This is a genomic window from Streptomyces sp. NPDC002825 (genome assembly GCF_040295385.1).
In the GTDB taxonomy this organism is placed as follows: Bacteria; Actinomycetota; Actinomycetes; order Streptomycetales; family Streptomycetaceae; genus Streptomyces.
This window is the reverse complement of sequence record NZ_JBEOVH010000040.1, coordinates 38,574-60,848: the sequence shown is the minus strand read 5'-3', so window position 1 is coordinate 60,848 and position 22,275 is coordinate 38,574. Positions and strand designations below refer to the sequence as shown.

Sequence of the window (22,275 nt, the reverse complement as noted above, 5' to 3'; positions counted from 1 at the left end):
GTGACCCCCGGTTTAGCGTCCTCCACCAGGTGACCGGCTCCCCACCACCGCCGGCGATCCGGCGGCCGTCGGTCACCCCCGCCGAGAAAACCCGGCGGCGGTCCGTCTCCCCTGTGCGGCCCGCCGTCGGCCCGGCGGGCACCGTCCCCCTCAGGGAAGAGGATGTGACCCGCCCTCGTGGCAGCGCACCGGAAGTCCAAACAGTCTCCCCTCGGCGGCTCGGCGGTCCGCACCGCCGCCACCCTCGCCCTCGCCTCCGCGGCGACGGCGACGCTCTTCGACGGGTCCGGACACGCGGACCCCCGGCCCACCACCGCCCAGGTCAAGGCGAAGGTCGACCGGCTCTACGAGGAGGCCGAGGTCGCGACCGAGCGGTACAACGGGGCGAAGGAGAAGGCGGACGAGGCGCGCGCCGCCTTCGACCGGCTGCGCGACGAGGCCGCCCGCAGGACCCAGCGGCTCAACACCGCCCGGGACGCGCTCGGCGCCATGGCCGCCGCCCAGTACCGCAGCGGCGGCCTCGACCCCGCGGTACAGCTCGCCCTCACCTCCGACCCCGACCAGTACCTGGAGCGGGCCGCGCTCGCCGAGAAGGCCGGGGACCGGCAGGCGGCCGCCGTCACCGCCGTACGGCGCGAGCTCGCCGCGATCCGGCAGCTGCGCGGCGAGTCGGCCGGGAAGCTGACCGCGCTGCGCGGGCACGAGGAGGAGCTGCGGCGGCAGAAGGCGACCGTCGTCGGCAAGCTGGCGGAGGCCAGGACCCTGCTCGCCCGGCTGACCGAGGAGGAGCGCGCACGGTACGACGCGGCCGCCGCGGCCCGTGACGGCTCCGGCGCCCCCGCCCCGGCCGACGGGGCGAGCGGAACGTCCTCCCCGGCGCTGCGGGCCGACCGCTCCTCGGGCGGCGAGCGCGGACCGGTGACCGCCCCGAACGCCCGGGCCGCCGCGGCCATCTCCTTCGCCCGCGCCCAGCTGGGCAAGCCGTACGTATGGGGGGCGACGGGACCCTCCGCGTACGACTGCTCCGGCCTCACCCAGGCGGCCTGGCGCGCGGCCGGCGTCTCCCTGCCCCGCACGACGTACACCCAGATCAACGCCGGCCGGCGTGTCTCCCTGTCCCAGCTCGCCCCCGGCGACCTCGTCTTCTTCTACTCCGGCATCAGCCACGTCGGGCTCTACATCGGCGGCGGCCAGATGATCCACGCCCCCCGGCCGGGCGCCCCGGTGCGGATCGCCCCCATCGACGAGATGCCCTTCGCCGGGGCGACCCGCGTCGGCTGAGCCCCGACGCGGGCCGGGGTCAGGCCCGAGTCAGGCCGAGGTCAGGCCCGAGTCAGGCCGGGGTCAGGCCGGGGTCAGGCCGAGGTCAGGCCGGCTGAGCCCGCTCGGCCCCGGTCAGACCAGGCGGCGGGCGGTGGCCCAGCGGGTCAGTTCGTGGCGGTTGGAGAGCTGGAGCTTCCGCAGCACCGCCGAGACGTGCGACTCGACCGTCTTCACCGAGATGTAGAGCTGCTTGGCGATCTCCTTGTACGCGTATCCCCGGGCGATCAGCCGCAGCACCTCCCGCTCCCGCTGGGTGAGCCGGTCCAGGTCCTCGTCCACCGGCGGCGCGTCCGTCGACGCGAACGCGTCCAGGACGAACCCGGCGAGCCGCGGCGAGAAGACCGCGTCCCCCTCCTGGACCCGGAAGATCGAGTCGACCAGATCGGTGCCGGTGATCGTCTTGGTGACATAGCCACGGGCACCACCGCGGATCACCCCGATGACGTCCTCGGCCGCGTCCGAGACCGAGAGGGCCAGGAAACGTACCGGGTCCTCGGGCGCCCCCATCAGGCTCGCGCAGCGCCGCAGCACCTCGACCCCGCCGCCGCCCGGCAGGTGCACGTCGAGGAGGACGACCTCGGGGCGGGTCGCGGTGATGACCGTGACCGCCTGATCGACGTCGGCGGCCTCGCCGACGACCTCGACACCGGTCACCTCGGTCCGGCCGATCTCCGCCTGCACCCCGGTGCGGAACATCCGGTGGTCGTCGACGAGCACCACCCGCACCCGACGCTCCGTGGCCGGCGCCCCCGCATCGGCTCCGGTCGCTGCTCCGGTCTCGTCGCTCATCCGTCCGCCCTCTCCATCTCGAGCTCCACTTCGGTGCCCCCGCCCTGCGGCGACCGCAGCCGGGCCGTACCGCCGTTGCGCTGCATACGGCCGATGATCGATTCTCGTACGCCCATCCGGTCCTCGGGCACCGCGTCCAGGTCGAAGCCCGGCCCCCGGTCCCGCACCGACACGAAGACCGTGCGCCCCTCGACCTCGGCGTACACCTGCACGCCCCCGCCCTCGCCACCGTACTTGGCGGCGTTGACCATCGCCTCGCGCGCGGCCTGCATCTGCGCGGTCAGTTTCTCGTCGAGCGGGCAGTCGCCGACGACGACCACCTCCAGGGGGACCCCGTGCTTGTCCTCGACCTCGGCCGCCGCCCGCTTCACCGCCTCCGCGAGGGTCTCCGGCTCCTCCTCCCGGCCCGTGCCCTCGGGCTTGTAGAGCCAGTTCCGCAGCTCGCGCTCCTGCGCGCGGGCGAGGCGGCGCACCTCTCCCGGGTCGTCGGCGTTGCGCTGGATCAGGGTCAGGGTGTGCAGCACGGAGTCGTGGACGTGGGCCGCGACCTCGGCGCGCTCCTGGGCGCGGATGCGCATGGTCCGCTCCTCCGTGAGGTCCTGCGACATCCGGACCAGCCAGGGGCCGGCGAGCAGGGCTATCCCGGTGAGGACCGCGACGGCGGCGGTGAGGGCCGTCCCGAGCTGGGCGACGGAGCCGCGGACCACCACGAAGACCGCGAGGCCGGTGCCGACGAGCCCGACGCCGACCAGGCCGCGGACGATCTGCAGCGCCCGTCTGTGGCGCCCGGAGTCGGTCCAGCTCGCCCGGCGGGCGTTGTCGACCTGTCTCCAGACGAGGACGACGCCGACGGCGATGAGGAGGAGGGGCCATATGTAGCGCCCGGTCTCGTTGTCGACGCTGATGTTCCCGACGAGGGCCGCGATGCCGATGCCGAGCGCGATCAGGGCGACGACCTGGCCGCTGTCGGGCTTGCGCAGTCTGCGCCGGCCGTCCGGCGTGGTCTCGAAGAGGGAGCGTGGGGCGGACCGGCCGCCGACGCCGAGCGGGACGACGATCCAGAAGACCGCGTAGAGCACGATGCCGAGGCCGTTCGAGAACGACAGCACCACGAAGAGCGCGCGCACCCAGACGACCGGGAGGCCGAGGTGGCCCGCGAGGCCGCGTGCGACACCGCCGAGCCACCGCCCGTCGGCGCTCCGGTAGAGCCTGCGCACGGGCGGTTCGTCGGTCTCGGTGACACGAGCGGTTGCGGACATGCACCGATCGTCACACGTCGGGCCCGCCCGGGACATCAGGGTCCGCCCTGAGATCGTCCCTGGTACGGACTCGGGGGCGGGGGCGCCGCGAATATCAGGGTCGGGCCAGGGTCGGCCCCGGTGCCGCAGGGCGTCACGGGCCGTCACCATGGAGGCATGACGAGTTCGACGCCTTCGCAGCACGAGGCCCCGCCGCCGGCGGAGGCCGATCCCGCCCCGCCGCTCCGGCGCTCGCGCGGTAGCAACGTCGTGGGCGGCGTCTGCGGAGGTCTCGGACGGCACTTCGACCTCGACCCGGTGATCTTCCGGGTGGTGATCGGCGTGCTGGCGGTGACCGGCGGCCTGGGGCTCGTGTTCTACGGCTTCGCGTGGCTGCTGATCCCGCTCGCGGGCGAGGAGGAGAGCGAGGGCCGCAGACTGCTGACGGGCCGGGTGTCCGGTGCCTCCCTGGCGGCCCTGCTGATGGCGCTGATCGGCTGCGGGATCTTCCTGTCGACGCTGCACAGCGGGCAGTTGCTCGGCTTCACGCTGACCCTGTCGCTCGCGGTGGGCGGGGCGGCGGTCTGGTCGCAGCGGCGGCGGGCCGGCGGCGAGAGCGAGGGCAGAACGGACTCCGCGACGGGCCTCACGGTCGCCGAGGCGCCGCCCGAGACCAAGGCCCCGCCGATCTACGAGTCCCCTTCCTGGTGGAGGGACCCCATCGTCAAGGACGGCTCGACGGGCAAGATCGCCGTCGGCTACCTGTGGGGACCGCACGGAATCCTGGACGAGGACGGCAAGGTGAACGGCGAGGTGCCGAAGCCGGGCAGTCAATGGGGTCCCGACCCTTCGGCGGCCGGGCGACCCACGCCCTCCGTGCGCCGGAGCCCGCTCTCCATCGGGGGTCTCGTCTTCCTGCTCGCCCTGATCGCGGGCGGTCTCGGCACCGGCCTGACGTGGGACACCCATCCGCTGGGCACCAGCCTGCAGATCGGCCTGGCGGCCGCGCTGACGGTGTTCGGGCTCGGCCTCGTCGTCAGCAGCTTCCTCGGACGGACCGGGTTCGGGACGGTCTTCCTGACCGTGGTCACGGCGGGCCTGCTCGCACTGGCCTCGGCACTGCCGGACCGGATCGCCACGGAATGGGTCCGCGAAGCGTGGCAGCCGGCCTCGGTGGCCGCCGTGCAGCCGGACTACGGTCTGGGCACCGGAGTCGGAACGCTCGATCTCTCCCGGCTCCCGCTCCCGGCCGGTACGACGGTGACGACCCGCGCCTCCGTGGGCGCCGGGCAGCTCAAGGTGATCGTCCCGAAGAGCGCGGTGGTGAAGCTGCACGCCCAGGTGGGCCTGGGTGACCTGCAGCTGCCGGGTGCGCCCGCCGGCGACATCGACATCGCGCCCGACCGTGACGTGACCCGCACGCTCGCCCCGCCGGCCGGGACCACCCCGGCGGGCACCCTGGACCTCTCGCTGGAGGTCGGAATCGGACAGGTGGAGGTCACCCGTGCTGCTTCATGAGTTCCGCCCCGGCCGGCTGCTCGTCGGCCTGACCGCCCTCGCGCTGGCCGCCGTCTACGCGGGCGATGCCGCCGACGCCTGGACGACCCCGTGGTACGCGGTGGTCCCCGTGCTCTGCGGCGGGCTGGGCACCGCCGCCCTCGCGACCTGGGTGGCCTATCGAATACGGCGCCGTTCGGCGAGGAGCCGGTCCAGCGACAGCACCGGGGCCCCGGCCAGCAGCAGCGGCAGCCAGGACATCAGATAGGCCAGGTCGTTGCCGAGGTAGTACGGGTGGACCTGCCAGCTCACGGTCAGCCAGAGGCTCAGTGAGATCAGGGCGCCGCCGAGCGCCGCCAGTCGGGCGTAGAGACCGAAGAGGGTTCCGAGCCCGACGGCGAGCTCGCCGAAGGCGATGGCGTATCCGAAGCCGGTGGGGTTGTTGAGGGCGAGGTCGACGAGGGCGGGGATCGCGGAGCTGTCGCGGACGCCGCGCATCATCTCGCCGATGGAGCCGCTGCCCGTGTCGGCGAAGAAGGCGGAGTCGGTGAGCTTGTCGAGTCCGGCGTAGACGAAGGTGACCCCGAGGAAGATCCGCAACGGAAGGAGGGAATAGCGGGAGGCGATCGCCCTCCACTGGTCGAAGGTGGCCTTCCGCTCGACGAAACGTCCCCCGTCACCGGTGCCGTCGGCCCCCCGGGCCTCGTCCGAGCCGGCGTCCTGCTGTCCCGTCATCGTCGGTCACCTCTCCACGCCCCGCACGACTGTTCGCGGGACGATTCTCCTCGCACGGCGTGCCCGGGAGACAGAGGGGCGGCGGGACGCTCAGTCCACCACGTCGATCGTGACCCGATTGGTCTCCACGCCGGCGGCCGTGACGACCGAGACCTCCACCCGGCCCGGTTCCACGTCCGCCGGGAGGGGGACGGTCAGAGACGCGTCGGTGGGGTTGGCGAAGCCGCCCGGGACCGGGACCAGCGGCACGTGGGCGTGGACGGGGCCGATGCGCACGACGAGACGGGTCAGCGGGTCGGGGGCAGCGGCGCCGGGCGGGACGAAGCCGCAGCCGCGGATCTCGATGTCGTCGCCGATCCGGATCGGGGCGTCGAGGTCGCCCGCCTCCCGGGACCGGACCACGGAGTGGATCGTGGGGCGGACGCCCTCGGTGCACTTCGCGGCCAGGTGCCAGGCCGCCGAGACGCCGACGAGCAGCACGAGGGACCAGGGCACCTCGGGCAGCCGGTCGGGGTCGCGGACCAGACCCACCGCGGCGAGGGCGAGGACGGCGCCGGAGACGAGGAGGTACTGGACGTCGGCGAGGGCGGCCCGGCCGCTGTCGTCGCAGACCAGGTCGGCGGCGCGCGGGCGGTCGGCGCGCACCTTCTGGAGACGGCCGGCCGCGATGCCCAGGGCGACGACGAGACGGGAGGTGACGGTGACGGAGGCGACGAGGGCGAGGACGGTCAGCAGGCCTGCGCCCCGGGCGAGACCGAACGCGGTCGCGCCCGGGGAACGGAAGACGAGGAAGAGGAGGGTGTAGCCGAGGAGGAGGAGCCAGCCGGCGGCGACGGCGCGGGTGGTGGAGAGCCGGTTGTCCTCGCCGATCAGCGGGGCGAGCAGACCGCCGCGGGCCCGGTGGGCGTGGGCGGCGGCGCTGAGGAGGACGGCGAGGACCAGGGCGGTGCAGAGGCCGGCCGTGCGGGCGCCGGTCCAGCCGCCGTCGATGGCGGTGAGGGCCTGGCCGAGGAGGAGGGCCAGGACGGCGCCCCAGACCGCGCCGAGACCCCCGCTCCGTACCCGGTCGAGCCATGCGAGCCGGGCCTCCCGGCCGCGTACGGCGACGGCGCGGGCGGACTGGGCGAGCTCGTCGGAGACCCACTGGCGGGCGGCGACCGGGGAGTGGGCGACGGCCGCGGGGACGCCGTGGCCGGCCGCGAGTTCGTCGCGCCGGGCCAGGAAGGCGGCGACCGCCCGCCGGTGTCCGGCCTGCCCGCAGTGGGCGCAGCCGGCACAGGCCGTCGCGTGCTCGCCGTACTGTCTCGCCTCTTGAACCGCCACGGTGCTCACTCCCGGAGCTCACTTCACGGCCCGCGTCCATGCGTCCCGGCGGCTCCCCGAAGGGCCAACCAGCCGTTGATTCCACGGAATTGTGCCGTACCGGCGGCTCCCGCGCCTGCCGCGTGCGCCCCGCCGGAGAGTGATTGCCGCGCCATCTCATTGACGTACAGAAGGGTGAGGCGATGGTGTTACGACAGGAGTTCGGGGTCCGTTCGGCTGATCCTGCGCCAGAGGGGCTGGTAGTTGATCCAGGCGACGAGGTCGCTGCCGAGCTGTTCGCGGGTGGCGACCGCCTCGCGGTGGTCGATGAGCACGGGTTTGCCGGCGGCCCGTGCGGCCAGCTGGACCTGGGCGCAGCGTTCGAGGGCGATGAACCACCAGGCGGCGGCGTCGACGGAGGTGCCGACGGTGAGCAGCCCGTGGTTGCGGAGCACGATCGCCTTGAAGCCGCCGAGGGCGACGGCGATGCGGCGGCCTTCCTCGGCGTCCACGGTGACGCCGGTGTAGGCGTCGTAGAGAGCGTGGTCCTGGTAGAAGGCGCAGGCCTCCTGGGTGATCGGGTCCAGGAGTTCGCCGAGCGCGGCGAGGGCCCGCCCGTGGACGGAGTGGGTGTGGGCGACGGCGACGGCGTCGGGCCGGGCCCGGTGGACCTGGGCGTGGACGGTGAAGGCGGCCTGGTTGACGTGGTGACCGCCGCGGAGGACCTGTCCGTCGCCGTTGACCAGGATGAGGTCGCTCGCGGTGAGGTCCTCGAACGGCGCCCCGAAGGGGTTCACCCAGAAGCAGTCGGGGTACTCGGGGTCGCGGGCGGTGATGTGGCCCGAGACGCCCTCCTCGTATCCGAGCCGTCCGAAGAGCCGGAGCGCGCCGGCGAGCCGCTGCTTGCGGTGGGTGCGTTCCTCCTCGGCCGTCGCGTGCACGGGCGGCAGGGCGAAGTGGAGCCGTTCGACGGGGACGGGGTCCGGTATCACGCTCATGCGCCGGAAGGTAACGCCCGGCCGGTCAAGTCACCAGAGCCCGGACGTGAAACCAGCAGGGACGCGCACACGGGTCGGGGCGGACACACGAGCGGGCGTGCACACCAGCCGGGGCGTGGAAACGGCGAAGCCGCCGCCCCGGAGGGCGGCGGCTTCGACTGCGTTCGGGAGGGATCACTCCCACTCGATGGTGCCCGGCGGCTTGCTCGTGACGTCCAGGACGACACGGTTCACGTCGGCGACCTCGTTGGTGATGCGGGTCGAGATCTTGGCGAGCACCTCGTAGGGCAGGCGCGACCAGTCGGCCGTCATGGCGTCCTCGGAGGAGACGGGGCGCAGCACGATCGGGTGACCGTAGGTGCGGCCGTCGCCCTGGACGCCCACGGAGCGGACGTCGGCGAGAAGGACGACCGGGCACTGCCAGATGTCGCGGTCGAGGCCGGCCGCGGTGAGCTCCTCGCGGGCGATGGCGTCGGCCTCGCGCAGCAGGTCCAGTCGCTCCTTGGTGACCTCGCCGACGATGCGGATGCCGAGGCCGGGGCCGGGGAACGGCTGGCGCTGGACGATCTCCTCGGGCAGGCCGAGCTCCTGGCCGACCATCCGGACCTCGTCCTTGAACAGCTGGCGCAGCGGCTCGACGAGCTCGAACTCGATGTCGTCGGGGAGGCCGCCCACGTTGTGGTGGGACTTGATGTTGGCCGTGCCGGTGCCGCCGCCGGACTCGACGATGTCCGGGTAGAGGGTGCCCTGGACGAGGAACGCGACCTCGGGGCCCTCCTCCTGGAGGATCTCCAGCTGCGCCTGCTCGAAGACGCGGATGAACTCGCGGCCGATGATCTTCCGCTTGGTCTCCGGGTCGGAGACGCCGGCGAGCGCGTTCAGGAAGCGCTCCTGGGCGTCGACGACGACCAGGTTGGCGCCGGTGGCGGCGACGAAGTCCTTCTCGACCTGCTCGGTCTCGCCCTTGCGCATCAGACCGTGGTCGACGTACACGCAGGTGAGCTGCGAGCCGATGGCCTTCTGCACGAGCGCGGCGGCCACGGCGGAGTCGACGCCGCCGGAGAGGCCGCAGATGGCGCGCTTGGTGCCGACCTGGGCGCGGATGGCCGCGACCTGCTCCTCGATCACGTTGCCCGTGGTCCAGCTGGGCTCGATGCCGGCGCCGCGGTAGAGGAAGTGCTCGAGGATCTGCTGGCCGTGCGTGGAGTGCAGCACCTCGGGGTGGTACTGGACGCCGTACAGCTTCTTCTCGTCGTTCTCGAAGGCGGCGACCGGCACGACGTCCGTGGAGGCGGTGACGGTGAAGCCCTCGGGGGCGGCGGAGCAGGCGTCGCCGTGCGACATCCACACCGACTGCTCGACCGGGGTGCCCTCGAAGAGGGTGGAGCCGGCCTTGGAGACGTGCAGCGGGGTCCGGCCGTACTCGCGGGCGCCGGTGTTGTCGACCGTGCCGCCGAGGGTCGTCGCCATCAGCTGGAAGCCGTAGCACATGCCGAAGACGGGGACGCCCGCCTCGAAGATCGCGCGGTCGAGCCGCGGGGCTCCCTCGGCGTACACGGAGGACGGGCCGCCGGAGAGGATGATCGCCTTGGGGTTCTTGGCCAGCATCTCGGCCACCGGCATGGTGGACGGGACGATCTCGCTGTAGACCCGCGCCTCACGGACGCGACGGGCGATGAGCTGGGCGTACTGGGCGCCGAAGTCGACAACGAGGACTACGTCCGGGTTGGAGACGTCGGGCGCGGCAGCGGGAGTCGCTGATGACACTACGGCGGCCTTCCGGCGGTAGGAGAGGTTCCCTCGTGAGGTCCCCTGGCGGTTCCCGTGGGGTCCCTGAGGGTTCCCTCGAAAGGGGGGCTATTTGTCGATTCTACCGGCGCGCCGGTGTCGCTTTTCGTCTCACCATCCGAACCGGGGTTGTCCCGGGTTGCGCGAAGTGGTCCATACTGTCGCCATGCGCAAGCACTCGACCTTCGTCTTTACCTATGGCAACCGGCCCACCGGCTGCCATGGTCGTGCTGCTTGAGCAACTGACAAGCGACTTCCCAGGCGCCCCGGGCCGACAAGGCCCGGGGCGTTCTGCTTGTCTCCGGGCGATGTCGCTCCAGGGCGTCCGACACCCCCGAGGAGCTCCACCATGACGACGAACACCGCCACCACCGAGAAGACCGGCGCCCGCACCGACGAGGCGGCGACGCTGATCGGCGACGCCCGTGAGCGCATCGACGCGCTCGACGACCGGATCATCGGGCTCATCCAGGAACGGATGGCCGTGTCGGCCGTCATCCAGGAGGCCCGGATCTCCTCCGGTGGCCGCCGGGTGAACCTGGCCCGCGAGATGGAGGTCCTCGGCCACTACAGGGACGCGCTGGGCAAGCCGGGCACGGCGCTGGCGATGACGATGCTGGAGCTGTGCCGGGGGCGCATCTGAGGGACGCGTGCGGGTGGGCTTCCGCACCCGAGTTCGGGAGCGTCCTCACCCGTACGGCGCGTGACCGGTTCCGGCCGGGCTTCGTTGGTCCGGTTGTCCGTGCCAGCCAGGGGCGGGCCCGTAGAAACCACGCGTGGCTTCGCTGGGGCGTGTGGCGTACCTCTCCGGTACGTCGTGGGACCTCGCACCAGCGCGCGTGACCGGACAGCAGGGGACAGCAGCCCGGTCACCCAGAAAGGGCGGTCGGTCCCGGGGACGCCCGGGGCCGGCCGCAACCGGCCGATCTCCCGACCTTCCCCCCGTCCCCACGATCCCCCCGATCCCTTCCCCCTCGCGGCGCAACCCCCCGGCGCCGCCCGCTCGGCACCGCCGCTGCCCTGACACCGGTGCCGACCTCAAGGGCCCCGCGCCGCGACCGGAATCGCGAGCGCGGGGCCCTTCTTCACGCCCGGCCGCACGCCCGGCCGCACGCCCGACCCAGGACGTGACGCGCGTCACACAATGAACCCGTGCAACCGCTACAACCAATCGCGGGGACCGAAGGTCATCTATGCAGCAACACCAAAGCTGGAGGGGCGCTGCACTCGGAGGGGGGTGCAGCGCCCTTTCCTGCGAACAGGACTCAGTCCTTCTTCGGCGGGACCGCCGGCATCCCCAGGAACGGCAGCCGCAGGGCGCCGAAGGCCTCGGACGGGACGGCGGGGGACTTCGGCTCGACGGCCGAGAGCCGTACGTACGCCTCTCCCTGCCGCGGGCGCGGGTCCTCCTCGCCCTTGTTCGGCCAGAAGGACATGGCGCGCTCCGCCTGGGCCGTGATCGTCAGGGACGGGTTGACCCCGAGGTTGGCGGAGACGGCCGCGCCGTCGACGACGGAGATCCCGGGGTGGCCGAAGAGCCGGTGGTACGGGTCGATGACGCCGGTCGTCGCGTCGGTGCCGATCGGGCAGCCGCCCAGGAAGTGCGCGGTGAGCGGGGTGCCCATGAGTTCGCCGATGTTGGAGCCGGCGAAGCCGTTGATCTCCTCGGCGAGCAGGCTCGCGGCCTGGGTGGCCGCCTCGATCTGCGTCGGGTTGGGGGCGCCGTGGCCCTGGCGGGCGGTGAGGAGGCCCTTCCCGATGCCGTCCGGCTTGCGGTAGGTGGTGAGCGAGTTGTCCAGGGACTGCATGACGAGCCCGATGATGGTCCGCTCCGACCAGCGCCGGTTGGACAGCGAGCGGACCGCGAGCGCGGGGTGCTTGACCAGTTCGAGCAGCCACCTGCGGACCCGGTGCGCGCCGTACGGCACCTGGAGGACGGTCATGCCGCCCATGGAGTTGGAACCCTTGCCGTAGCGGACGGGCTCGATGTGGGTGTTGTCGTCGGGATGGATCGACGAGGTGATCGCGACGCCCTTGGTGAAGTCGACGCGGTCCTTGCCGTGGCGCTTGCGGTAGCGGCGGTCGGTGGTCTGCGAGCCGACCAGCGCCTCGGAGTTCGTACGGGTCAGCTCGCCGAGCCGGCCGGAGATGCGGGGCAGGAGGCCGGTGTCCTTCATCCGGTGCAGCAGGGTCTGCGTGCCGTACGTTCCGGCGGCGATGACGACCTTGCGGGCGGTGAAGGTCCGGCCCGCGCCCTTCTTCCGGTTGTCGGTCGGCAGGGTCTTGACCGCGTAGCCGCCCCGCGAGTCCTCGGTGACGGCGACGACCGAGGTCATCGGGTGGACGACCGCGCCCGCCTTCTCGGCGAGGTAGAGGTAGTTCTCGTTGAGGGTGTTCTTGGCGCCGTGCCGGCAGCCGGTCATGCACTCGCCGCACTCGGTGCAGGCCTTGCGGGTGGGGCCCGCGCCGCCGAAGAACGGGTCGGCGACCTCGCCGCCCGGCTTGGCCTTCGCCGTCCCGTCGCCGTCCTTCCCGTCCCCGAAGAAGACGCCGACGGGCGCCATGTGGAAGGTGTCGCCGATGCCCATCACCTGGGCCGTGGCCTTCAGGTGCACGTCGGAGGGCGTCATCGTCGGGTTGAGACGCACGCCGAGCATCCGCTTGGCCTGGTCGTAGTACGGCGCGAGCTCCGCGCGCCAGTCCGTGATGTCCTTCCACTGCGGGTCGTCGAAGAAGGGCGCGAGCGGCTCGTAGAGGGTGTTGGCGTAGTTCAGCGAGCCGCCGCCGACGCCCGCGCCGGCGAGGACCATGACGTTGCCGAGCAGGTGGATGCGCTGGATGCCGTACAGGCCGAGCGCCGGTGCCCACAGGAAGTTCTTCAGGTCCCAGGAGTTCTTCGGCAGGGTCGCGCGGGTGAAGCGCCGCCCGGCCTCCAGGACGCCGACCCGGTAGCCCTTCTCGGTGAGGCGGAGGGCGGTGACCGAACCGCCGAAGCCGGAGCCGACGACGAGGACGTCGTAGTCGTACGCGGCGTCGTCCGCCTGCTCCTGGTTTTGGGTAGGGGGTACCGCGGTCATGACTCTCCTCGCACGAAAAGGGATGAAAGGGGTGGGGCGTCAGCGCAGGCGCAGGGCCTTCATCGCCTTCAGGGACACGCTCATGAACGCGGCGTACTTCTCGTCGTCCATCCCGAAGGACGGCGCGAGCGGGATCAGCCGCTGCTGGGCGACGGTCTGCGCCTCGGTGTACTTGAGGATGCCCTCGGAGCCGTGGCGGCGACCGAGGCCGGAGTCCTTCATGCCGCCCATCGGGGACTGGACGCTGCCGTACGCGGGCGCGTACCCCTCGTTGATGTTGACGGTTCCGGTGCGCAGCCGGGCCGCGACGGCATGGCCGCGGCGGGCGTCCTTCGTCCAGACCGAGGAGTTGAGGCCGTACGGCGTGGCGTTGGCGAGCTCGACGGCCTCGTCCTCGTCGGTGAAGCGGTAGATCGAGACGACCGGGCCGAAGGTCTCCTCGCCGCAGACGGCCATCGGGGCCTCGACGCCGTCGAGGATGGTCGGCTCGTAGAAGAGGGGGCCGATGTCGGGGCGGGCGACGCCGCCGGCGACGAGCGTGGCGCCCTTGGCGACGGCCTCCTCCACGTGCTTCGTGACGGTCTCCAGCTGCCGCTCGCCGACGAGGGAGCCCATGTCCGCCCCGTACGCGAGGGAGCTGCCGAGGCGCATCGCCTTCGTGCGGGCGGCGAAGCGCTCCAGGAAGGCGTCGGCGATCGACTCGTGCACGTACAGCCGCTCGATGGAGATGCAGAGCTGGCCCGCGGAGGAGAAGCAGGCGCGGACGGCGCCGGCGGCGGCCTTCTCGATGTCGGCGTCCTTGAGGACGAGCATCGCGTTCTTGCCGCCGAGTTCGAGGGAGACGCCGACGAGCCGGGCGGCGGCGCCCTGGGCGACCTCGCGGCCGGTGCGGGTGGAGCCGGTGAAGGAGACGTAGTCGGCGTGCTTGACGACCTCGGGGCCGACGACCGGGCCGTCGCCGAGGACGACCTGGAAGACCTCGGCGGGAAGGCCGGCCTCGATGAGCAGGTCACGGGCCCAGAGCGCGGTGAGCGCGGTCTCGGTGTCGGGCTTCATGACGACGGCGTTGCCCGAGACGAAGGCGGGGAGCGCGTCGCCGACGGAGAGTTCGAGGGGGTAGTTCCAGGGGGCGATCTGGCCGACGACCCCGCGCGGCTGGCGCAGCTCGGTGACCTTGGTGAGGGTGGGCACGACACCGGTGTGACGCTTGGCGCGCAGGTACGAGGCGGCCTTGCGACCGTAGTGGCGGGCGGCGACGGCCACCGCCTGGACCTCCTCGTGGGCGTGCAGACGGGCCTTGCCGGTCTCCAGCTGGATGAGGTCGAGGACCTCGGCCTGCCGCTGGAGGACGAGGTCGTGGAAGCGCAGGAGGACGGCGGCGCGGGCCCTGACGGGGGTGGCGGCCCAGACGGTCTGGGCGGCACGCGCGCGCGTGAAGGCCTCGGCGACGTCCTCGGGGGTGGACTCGGGCAGGTCCGCCAGCTTCTCCCCGGTGAAGGGGGTGTGGTTGGCGGTGCGGCCGGAGCCGACGACCCCGCGCGTGAGCCGGGCGACCAGCTCGGGCGTGACGACGTCGCCGGCGGTCCGCGCGCCCGCGGGCGCGGGCGCGACCGGGTTGGTAGCGCCGGCGGGGGCGGCGGCCGCGGACTGCGCGGCGGGGGCGTCGGTGACCGTGAGGGCGGCGGGGGCCTGCGAGTCCGTCATGAGGGCGAGCGTAGGGCGCGTTCCGACCTTTGGGTACCCGTCGGTAACGCGTTTTCACCCTCTCCGCACATCGCGCCAGCGATCACTGGCACATAAGCCCTGATCAGCGGCTCACGGCCGGGCGACGGCCGAGCACGGAGATTTTCCGCCCCTTGAGTCCGTCCCTCACTTCTCCGGCGCGCGCCAGTGCTGGACGACGACGTCGAACTGCTCCCGCGTGGTGTCCCAGCTGGACTCCGGCGAGGACATGTAGATCGCGTACTCGGTGCCGTCGTCCTCGTAGTACATCTGGTCGATCGCGTGCCGCGGCCCGGGGAAGGTCTTCTTCTCCGTCCAGGTGAACTCCCACAGACAGGAACGGACCTGGTCGCGGTAGGTGGTCTGGAGGAGCTTGACCCGGTTGTAGTCCATGCGCTTCCCCAACTGGCGTTCCAGGTCGAGGGCGTGCATGTACGGGTTCTCGAAGTCGGGGCTCTTGTCGATGCTGATCCGGATGCGGTGGCGCCCGTTGTCCGGGGTGTAGTCGATCTGGTCGCCCTCCGTCTGCCGCTTCCAGCCGTCCGGTACGAGGAGGCTGAAGCCCTCCGGGTCCTCGACGCGGTGCCAGCCGGCCGGGATGCCGGCCTTGGCGTCCTTGGTGGCGGGGGAGGTCGCCGGCGTGGTCCGGCCACCGTCGCCGCGGCCGTCGCGGTCGCCGCCCGCGTAGTTCATGGCGGCGAACACGGCACCGCCGGCGACGACCCCGGCGAGCAGCGCGGCGAGCACGGCGGAACGCCAGCGGCCACGGCCGGAGGCGGGCGGGGAGGACGGGACGAGGGGCGGGTGCGAGCCCTGAGGCTGCTGAGGTCCGGGGGACGGCTGGGGCTGCTGGGGCGACTGGGGCCACTGCGCGGTGGCTTTCCGCGTCCCGCCCGCCAGGACCTCCGTGCCCGTGCCGTCCGCCGGCTGGACCTCGCGCGTCGCCGACTCCAGGTCCTCCCTGGCCACGCGCTGGGTCGGCACATACGCCTGGGCCGCCGCCGGAGCGCGCCCCTCCATCGCGTCGAGCAGCATCCGCTCGGCCTCGTCCGCGCGCGGCCGCTGCGCCGGGTCCTTGCGCAGCAGGGCCACGATGACGGAGGCCAGCGGGCCCGCCTTCGCCGGGTGCGGCGGCTCCTCGGTCACCACCGCCTGCATCGTGCTGATCGGGGAGGTGCGGCGGAACGGCGAGGTGCCCTCCACCGCCGTGTACAGCGTGGCGCCGAGTGACCACAGGTCGGAGGCGGGACCGGGATCGCCGCCCTGTACCCGCTCGGGCGCCAGATAGTCGATGGAGCCGACGATCTCGCCCGTACGGGTGATCGTCGAGTCGCCCTCGATGGCCGCGATCCCGAAGTCGGTGATGAGGACGCGCCCGTCACGCGCGAGCAGCACGTTGCCCGGCTTGACGTCCCGGTGCAGCACCCCGGCCGCGTGCGCCGCCCGCAGCGCGCCGACGACGTGCAGCCCGATCCTGGCCGCCTCGCGGGGCTCGATCGTGCCGGCCTCCTTGGCCGCGTCGGCGAGCGAGGGCCCGTCGACGTACTGCATGACGATCCAGGGCCGGTTGTCGTGCTCCAGGACGTCATGGACGGTCACCACGCCCGGGTGCGTGATCCGCGCGGCGGCCCGCGCCTCCTTCTGCGTACGGGCGTGCAGCACGAGCCGGTCGGCCTCGGCCACGAACCGGCCCGCCGTCAGCTCCTTCACCGCCACCACACGGTGCAGCACCTCGTCGTGCGCGCGCCAGACCTTGCCCATGCCGCCGCGTCCGATGGACTCGCCCAGCCGGTAGCGACCGGCGAGCAGAAGCCCCGATCCTGTGCCCTGAGAAGCGCTCTGAGAATGTTCCACTTGCCCCCGCCCGTTCCTTCTGATGCCAGGTTACGGAGGGGGGCACGGGCTGCGAAACCTCGGGGCGGTCATAGGAACAGCACTGTGACCGGGGGCCGGTGGGACATTCGTACCGTCGTCCCGGCCGTCAGCGCCCCGGACGGAACCCCTTCGTCGCCTGCTCGTAGATCTCCGACACCTTGTCACGCTCGCTCTCCGGCCCGATGACCTGCACGACGTGGTACCGACCGCCGTCGATCAGGGCGAGGTTGCGCACGAACACCTCGCGTCCCGTGCTGTCCGGCCAGGTGTAGAACCCCTCGGCCGTCGGCGTCCGGCCGATGTCCACCCGGCGCGTCTTCTCCACCCGCGACCAGCTGGTCGCGCGGTACGGCGCCAGCTCGCGCTCCTTGCTGTTCTGGTACTCCAGCGGGTCCGAGCCGTTGTCCTGGACGCTGTCCCGGCCGGGGACGACGATCAGCGTGAAGTCGCCGCTGGTGTAGCGCACTTGCCCGGCGTCGTTGATCGGGCTGCGTCGCCACCCCTTCGGAACCCCGATCCGGAAGCCCTCCGGGTCCTGGCGCAGTTCGTACCCGGCGGCGAGCGCGGGGGCCGAAGTGTCCGCGGGGGGCGGGGTGGTGGCCGGCTGGGTGGCCGGCCGGGTCGACGGCTTCGCGCTGGGCTCGACCGGCGGCTTCGCGCTCGCGGCCGGGCCGGTGGTGGTGGGAGCGGTCGGCGTACGGGGCTGCTCGCCCTCGCGGGGCATGAACAGGACGGCGTACGCGACGGCTCCCGCGAGCAGCAGGAGGACGAGGATCAGGAGCGTACGGCCCAGGGAACGCGAGGAGCCCGGCGTCCGGGCCGACGGGCGCCCGGAGGACCGGGGCGCGCGGGAGGCGCGCTGCGGGATCTCCTCGTCGAAGTCCTCGCGGAACATCTCCCGGAAGCCGTCCCGGGACTCCTCGCGGAACTCCCCGCGGTGATCGGGCTGTACGCGCGCGTGGCCGTACTCGACGTCATGTTCCTGGTCGTCCAGTACGGGGCCTCGCTCGTGGCTCCGCGAGGCCTCGCGCCGGGCCGCCGGGCGCGGGTCCTTGCCGCGCTTGTGGCGGTGACGCCCCGCCCCCGCGCTCCCACGCCACCGGCGCACCAGCTCCCCGCGCCGGCGCACGATCGGCAGCCGCGCCTCGTCGAACGACGGCAGCGGTACGACTCCGAGCCCGGCCTCCGGCTCCGGGGCCGAGCGGACCAGGGAGCGCAGCCAGCCGCGCAGCTCCTCGAAGTCCGGGCGCTCGGTCGGGTCCTGACGCAGCAGCGACTCCACGACCGGGCGCAGCGGCCCGCACTCCTCGGCGAAGGCCGGCGGCTCGGCGCAGACCAGCTGGACGAGCTCGGCCGCGCTGTCCTCGGGGTACGGGGCATGGCCCTGCACGGCCCGGTAGAGCAGCGCTCCCAGCGCCCACAGGTCGGTGGCGGGGGTGATGGGCGGGGCGAGGCGCCAGTTCTCGTGCACGGGGCCGGCCTGCTCGGGCGCCCAGCGCTCGGTGACGGCGCCGACGACCGCGATCCGGGTCTGGCGGGCCCGCTCGGCGGCGAGCCGCGTGGTCGGGCCCCGGTGCGCCTGGGCCGGGATCGCGACCGGCGCCTGCTCGCGCGGGCCGGCTTGCGCCGGAAGCCGCGCGGGATCCGGGGTCGCCGGCGCGTACCCGGCGGGCAGCGCCGGACGGCCCGAGCCGGGCAGCACGGAGCCGCCGCCTGCCGGGATCGGACCCGAGCCGTCCCGCGCGGCGTGCGGGCCGTCGCTCCAGCTGCCGGCCAGCATCACACGCGGCGGCGGACCTGCCTGCGGGCCGCCGCCGTACGGCTCGTCGCCGTCGTCCTCGTCGTCCTCGTCGTCCGCCACCCGCGCCCACCACTGCGGCTCGGGCGCGCCGGACGCCTGTGCCGTGGGCGGCGGGGGCGGCTCGGGCCCCTCCGGCGGCGCGGGACGCTGAACGGGCAGGGCCCCGGTCTCGCCGAGCCGGGTGGCCGCCCGCGCACCGGCCCGGTACGCGGCGATGGCCCCGGCCCGCGTGGCCCGCACGTCGGCGGTGGGCGGCGTGGGGGCGGGCTGGGTCTCGGCGGGGGCCGGCGCGGCCCGCCCGTAGGGGTCGGCGCCGTAGTCCCCGTAGGGACCGGGGCCGGCGGGGATGCCGGTGCCGGTGTCCGCACGGGGGTCGGCGTCGGGGTCGGGGTCGTCCGGGTCGCCCTGGTCGTCGGGTGCCGCGGGGTCCGGCTCCTCGTACACCTCGACGTCGTACGCCTCGGGGTCGTACGCCTCGGACTCGTACGCGTCGACGGGCTCGAAGGCGTACGGCTCGGGCGCGTACGGCTCGGGCGCGTACGGCTCGGGCGCGTACGGCTCAGGTGCGTACGGCTCCCGCTGATACGGCTCCAGCTCGTACGGCGCACGCGCGTACCCCTCGGAGCCGTACGCCTCCTCGGAGCCGTACTCCCCGGGCGCGTGTCCCTCGGAGCCGTACTCCCCGGCCTCGAACTCCCCCGCCTCGGCCTCCTCCTCGTACTCCTCAGGCGCATACGGATCGGCAGCGGGATCGACCGGTTCGGGCTCCTCCGGCCCGAGGAGCTCGGGCTCGGCGACCGGCCGCGACGCGAACTCGTCGGCCTGCTCCGGCACCGGCGCGTAGCCGCAGAGGGCCTCCTCGGCGGCGCCCACGGCGAGGCCGCTGAGGACCACGCGGCCGTCGTCGCAGACGAGCACGGTCCGGGCGGTGATGTTGCGGTGCACCCAGCCGTGGGCGTGGAGGGCGCGCAGGGCGGTGAGGACGTCGGCGCCTATCTCGGCCGCACGGTACGGGTTGAGGGGCCGCTCGGCGAGGAGCGCGGCCAGCGGTCTGGCCGCCACGCGCTCGCTCACTATCCACAGCGAGCCGGCCTCCGCGAAGACGTCGAAGACCTGGTCGAGCAAGGGGTGGTCGGGGATCTGCGCGGCGGCCTGGGCCGCCTCGATCGCGCGCCGCACGACGGGTTCGGCCGGCCGGCGGGTGGCCGCGCCCGCGCCGCCGTAGGGCCCGGTGGGGTCGCCCTGGCCGTCGAGGACCTCGGCGTCGACGAACTCCGGCAGCGGCACCTGGCGGACCAGGACCTCCTGCCCGCTGTAGGTGTCGAACGCGCGCGTCTCCACCGGTTCGTACGCGTCGGCGTCCGCCGGTGGCAGCGGCAGGCGGTAGCGGTCGGCGAGCACCCTTCCCGCGTAGTCGTCCACGACGCCTCCCCCGCGCGCACGCTGTCCCCCGTGGCCCCGCGGATCCCTCGGGATCGGGCGGGATCACCCGAGTTCGTCAGTTCCGGTCCGGTACCGCACAGTTCACGGCTCTGTTCGGCTGCGTTCGGTCCACGAAGCTCACGATACGTGGCACCGGTCAGTCCTTGGGGCTGAACGTGGCGAACGCCGTGTCCCGCAGCGTCTTGCACTCGGCGCCGTTCCACTCGTCCGCCGCGCAGCTGATCATGATGGAGTAGCCGTGCGAGGAGTCCACCTTGAAACCGCGGTTGAGCACGTGGACGCGGACGCCCTTCTGGGTGCGCTCGAACTCCCAGTCGGCGACGGTCGGGTAGCCCTTGTACGAGACCGGGCTTATGCCGATGTGCTTGTAGTCCTGGCTGGTGGCGGCCACGCCGTACCGGGCGAGCTCCCAGGCGGCCGCCGCGTCGTCCTTCGGGCTGCCGTTGTAGTCGACCTGGACGCGCGGGAAGCCGCCGCTCTCGCTGTATATCCGGCCGAGGGAGTAGCCCGGGATCGAACGGGCCTTGAAGGTCGAGGGCATGGCCATGGAGAAGTGCAGCGAGCCGTTGGTGACGAGGGTGTAGCCGGCGGGCAGCTGCGCGCCCGCGCCGCCGCCGGGCTTCCCGGACGGCGTGGTGCCGTTCTGGCCGGCCGTGGATCCGTTCGTGCCGTCGTTGCTGCCCGTCGAGCCCGTGGCGCCGTTGTCGCCGGGCTGGGTGCCGCCCTGCTGGCCGGGGCCGCCCGAGGACTGGCCCTGGGCGCCGCCGGAGCCGTCGGCTCCGCCGGTCGAGGCGCCCGCCGAGGCGGTGGTGCCCCCGTCGCCGCCCTTGCCCTGGTTGCCCTCGTCGCCTCCGCCGCCGAGGGAGACCGCGAGGATCGTCCCGAGCACGGCGAGGACGGCGACCGCGGCGATGATCACCAGGGTGCGGCGCGGTACGACGTCGGTCAGCGGCGCGCGGGCCGGGGCCGGCTTGCCGCCGCCCCGCAGCGGCTCGGTCGCGAGTCGCGGCGCGGGCTTCGGCTCGGCCTTCACGGAGGCGGCCGCGTTCCGTACGGACTTCAGCGCGCCCCGCATCCGCTCGGCGGCCGCGTCGGGCCCCCGGTCGGCCGCCGGGGTCGCCGGGGCCTGGTCGGGCCGGGGCGGCAGCGGTACGACGGTGGTGACCTCGGGCGCGGCCACGGGCGGTGCCTCGGGCGCGTCGAGCACGGCCCGCAGCAGGACCCGGGCGCCGGCGTCGTCGAGCCGCTGCGCCGGGTCCTTGGCGAGCAGGCCGTAGATGACCTTCTCCAGCTCGGGGCCCGCGTTCTTCGGCGGGTCGACGGGCTCGGTCATCACGGCCGTGAGGGTGGCGATGGCGGAGCCCTTGTCGTACGGCGGACTGCCCTCGACCGCGGCGTAGATGAGGCCGCCCAGCGACCACATGTCGGCGGCGGGACCGGGCTTGTGGCCGCGGGCGCGCTCCGGCGAGATGTACGAGGGGGCGCCGACGAGCATGCCCGTGGAGGTGATCGAGGGGTCGCCCTCCACCTGGGCGATGCCGAAGTCGGTGAGGACGACCCGGCCGTCCTCGGCGATGAGGACGTTCGACGGCTTCACGTCGCGGTGCAGGATGCCCTCGCGGTGCGCCGAACGCAGCACGTCGAGGATGGCGAGGCCGACCTCGGCGGCGCGCCGGGGCGTGAGGGTGCCGTCCTCGCGGACGGCGTCCGCGAGGGACTTGCCCTCGATGAGCTCCATGACGATCCACGGGCGGTCGTCCTCGTCGACGACGTCGTAGACGGTGACGGCGCCGTTGTTGCGGATCCGGGCGATGGCCTTCGCCTCGCGCAGGGTCCGGGTGATGAGGCGTCGCTTCTCCTCCTCGTCGATGCTGGTGGGGAAGCGGAGCTCCTTGACGGCGACGGTACGGCCGAGGGTCTCGTCGACGGCGCGCCACACGGTGCCCATGCCGCCGCGGCCGAGGACCGCGCCGAGCCGGTAGCGGCCCGCGAGCAGGCGTCCCTCGCCGGCCGGCTCCTTGCGGAACCTGTCGGCGCCGCGCGTGCCTCCGGCGGCCGGCCTGCGGTCGCTCTCGCCGTCGCCGTCCCCGGCGCCGAAGCCGGCCCGTCCGGTGGACGGCTCGGTGCCGCGCAGCCGCCCGTTCGCGACGGCGTCGCCGCCGGCGGCACCGGCCGCTCCCGAGCCCGTCGGCCCTTCTGCCGGGGCGTCCTGAGGGCCCTTCACCTGCTGGGCGTCCTTCACGTCACCAGGGGCCGCCGCGGGCTTCGCGTCCTCGATGCCCCGCTCCGTTTCACGCGCGCTCTCCGGGGCCTGCGCACCCCGTCCGACCTGCGCGTCCTGCGTGTCCCGCTCCGGCTCACGCGCGGCCGGAACCGCTCCTCGGTCGCCGTCGGTCGCGGCCCCCGCGGCGGCGTCCCGCCTGGGGTCCCTCGCCTTGTCCCGCGACTGCTCCGCCTCCGACATGCGTCCCCTCTGCGATCCCTGATCTTCGCCGCGTCTGCCGCTTCCCGCGCGATGCGGTAACCCGCCCTGGAAGAGAGGCCATTGTCCCTCACCTCGGGGCGGGTGGCGCCCCCGGGTCCGCACTCCGGGATACGACGCCTCCGCACGGCCCCGGGGTTCCCGCGTCACGCGGATCCCCCGGACACGCCGCCGGACCTCCCCCTGGCCTCCCCCTCACTCCTCC

General features: G+C 73.5%; 14 protein-coding genes. 3 read left to right on the top strand and 11 right to left on the bottom strand.

Features of this window, described 5'->3' with window-relative positions:
• Nucleotides 1-177: 177 nt before the first annotated feature.
• Complete coding sequence (locus ABT041_RS34895; protein ID WP_351192153.1) at nt 178-1,281, top strand: C40 family peptidase; 1,104 nt, start codon at nt 178-180, stop codon at nt 1,279-1,281.
• Nucleotides 1,282-1,395: 114 nt separating this feature from the next.
• Here ABT041_RS34895 and ABT041_RS34890 read toward each other — a convergent pair whose 3' ends face one another.
• Nucleotides 1,396-2,112: a LuxR C-terminal-related transcriptional regulator gene (locus ABT041_RS34890; protein WP_351192151.1), complete on the bottom strand. Its 717-nt coding sequence runs from the start codon at nt 2,110-2,112 to the stop codon at nt 1,396-1,398.
• The gene (locus ABT041_RS34885) at nt 2,109-3,371 is read right to left on the bottom strand and encodes a PspC domain-containing protein (protein ID WP_351192149.1); all 1,263 of its coding nucleotides are present in this window, start codon (nt 3,369-3,371) and stop codon (nt 2,109-2,111) included. Before ABT041_RS34885 ends, ABT041_RS34890 begins: the two co-directional genes overlap by 4 nt.
• Nucleotides 3,372-3,527: 156 nt before the next feature.
• Between ABT041_RS34885 and ABT041_RS34880 the strand changes: the two genes are divergently transcribed.
• Entirely contained in the window at nt 3,528-4,868 is a 1,341-nt protein-coding gene (locus tag ABT041_RS34880) for a PspC domain-containing protein (RefSeq protein WP_351192147.1), read from the top strand.
• Nucleotides 4,869-5,024: 156 nt separating this feature from the next.
• Here ABT041_RS34880 and ABT041_RS34875 read toward each other — a convergent pair whose 3' ends face one another.
• The 4 genes from ABT041_RS34875 to guaA all read right to left on the bottom strand — a co-directional run bounded on the left by ABT041_RS34875 (nt 5,025) and on the right by guaA (nt 9,649).
• Complete coding sequence (locus tag ABT041_RS34875) at nt 5,025-5,582, bottom strand: DoxX family protein (protein ID WP_351192145.1); 558 nt, start codon at nt 5,580-5,582, stop codon at nt 5,025-5,027.
• A gap of 90 nt (nt 5,583-5,672) precedes the next feature.
• The gene (locus ABT041_RS34870; RefSeq protein WP_502976668.1) at nt 5,673-6,905 is read right to left on the bottom strand and encodes a hypothetical protein; all 1,233 of its coding nucleotides are present in this window, start codon (nt 6,903-6,905) and stop codon (nt 5,673-5,675) included.
• A gap of 188 nt (nt 6,906-7,093) precedes the next feature.
• On the bottom strand, nt 7,094-7,882 hold the full coding sequence (locus ABT041_RS34865; RefSeq protein WP_351192141.1) for a class II aldolase/adducin family protein: 789 nt from the start codon (nt 7,880-7,882) through the stop codon (nt 7,094-7,096).
• 174 nt (nt 7,883-8,056) lie between these two features.
• A complete protein-coding gene (gene guaA, locus ABT041_RS34860) occupies nt 8,057-9,649 on the bottom strand; it encodes a glutamine-hydrolyzing GMP synthase (protein ID WP_351192139.1) in 1,593 nt (530 codons plus the stop codon).
• A gap of 370 nt (nt 9,650-10,019) precedes the next feature.
• Here guaA and ABT041_RS34855 point away from each other — a divergent pair, with 370 nt between their 5' ends.
• Complete coding sequence (locus ABT041_RS34855) at nt 10,020-10,313, top strand: chorismate mutase (RefSeq protein WP_351192137.1); 294 nt, start codon at nt 10,020-10,022, stop codon at nt 10,311-10,313.
• Nucleotides 10,314-10,935: 622 nt separating this feature from the next.
• Here ABT041_RS34855 and ABT041_RS34850 read toward each other — a convergent pair.
• The 5 genes from ABT041_RS34850 to ABT041_RS34830 all read right to left on the bottom strand — a co-directional run bounded on the left by ABT041_RS34850 (nt 10,936) and on the right by ABT041_RS34830 (nt 22,052).
• On the bottom strand, nt 10,936-12,747 hold the full coding sequence (locus ABT041_RS34850; RefSeq protein WP_351192135.1) for a GMC oxidoreductase: 1,812 nt from the start codon (nt 12,745-12,747) through the stop codon (nt 10,936-10,938).
• Nucleotides 12,748-12,786: 39 nt separating this feature from the next.
• Nucleotides 12,787-14,451, bottom strand: coding sequence for a succinic semialdehyde dehydrogenase (locus tag ABT041_RS34845; RefSeq protein ID WP_351192133.1), 1,665 nt, complete (start codon nt 14,449-14,451; stop codon nt 12,787-12,789).
• Nucleotides 14,452-14,616: 165 nt separating this feature from the next.
• Entirely contained in the window at nt 14,617-16,323 is a 1,707-nt protein-coding gene (locus ABT041_RS34840; RefSeq protein ID WP_351192131.1) for a serine/threonine-protein kinase, read from the bottom strand.
• Nucleotides 16,324-16,450: 127 nt separating this feature from the next.
• Nucleotides 16,451-19,567 (bottom strand): serine/threonine kinase C-terminal domain-containing protein, encoded by a 3,117-nt coding sequence (locus ABT041_RS34835; RefSeq protein WP_351192129.1) that lies wholly within the window; start codon nt 19,565-19,567, stop codon nt 16,451-16,453.
• Between the two features lie 157 nt (nt 19,568-19,724).
• Nucleotides 19,725-22,052 carry a serine/threonine-protein kinase gene (locus ABT041_RS34830; protein ID WP_351192127.1) on the bottom strand — a complete coding sequence of 776 codons (2,328 nt, stop codon included), beginning with the start codon at nt 22,050-22,052 and terminating at the stop codon, nt 19,725-19,727.
• Between the last annotated feature and the right edge of the window lie 223 nt (nt 22,053-22,275).

What these genes read in the sequence shown, in the direction of transcription:
- ABT041_RS34890 (WP_351192151.1), bottom strand. Translation starts at nt 2,112, where the DNA reads ATGAGCGACGAGACCGGAGCAGCGACCGGAGCCGATGCGGGGGCGCCG.
- ABT041_RS34885 (WP_351192149.1), bottom strand. Translation starts at nt 3,371, where the DNA reads ATGTCCGCAACCGCTCGTGTCACCGAGACCGACGAACCGCCCGTGCGC.
- ABT041_RS34880 (WP_351192147.1), top strand. Translation starts at nt 3,528, where the DNA reads ATGACGAGTTCGACGCCTTCGCAGCACGAGGCCCCGCCGCCGGCGGAG.
- ABT041_RS34875 (WP_351192145.1), bottom strand. Translation starts at nt 5,582, where the DNA reads ATGACGGGACAGCAGGACGCCGGCTCGGACGAGGCCCGGGGGGCCGAC.
- ABT041_RS34865 (WP_351192141.1), bottom strand. Translation starts at nt 7,882, where the DNA reads ATGAGCGTGATACCGGACCCCGTCCCCGTCGAACGGCTCCACTTCGCC.
- ABT041_RS34855 (WP_351192137.1), top strand. Translation starts at nt 10,020, where the DNA reads ATGACGACGAACACCGCCACCACCGAGAAGACCGGCGCCCGCACCGAC.
- ABT041_RS34850 (WP_351192135.1), bottom strand. Translation starts at nt 12,747, where the DNA reads ATGACCGCGGTACCCCCTACCCAAAACCAGGAGCAGGCGGACGACGCC.
- ABT041_RS34845 (WP_351192133.1), bottom strand. Translation starts at nt 14,451, where the DNA reads ATGACGGACTCGCAGGCCCCCGCCGCCCTCACGGTCACCGACGCCCCC.
- ABT041_RS34830 (WP_351192127.1), bottom strand. Translation starts at nt 22,052, where the DNA reads ATGTCGGAGGCGGAGCAGTCGCGGGACAAGGCGAGGGACCCCAGGCGG.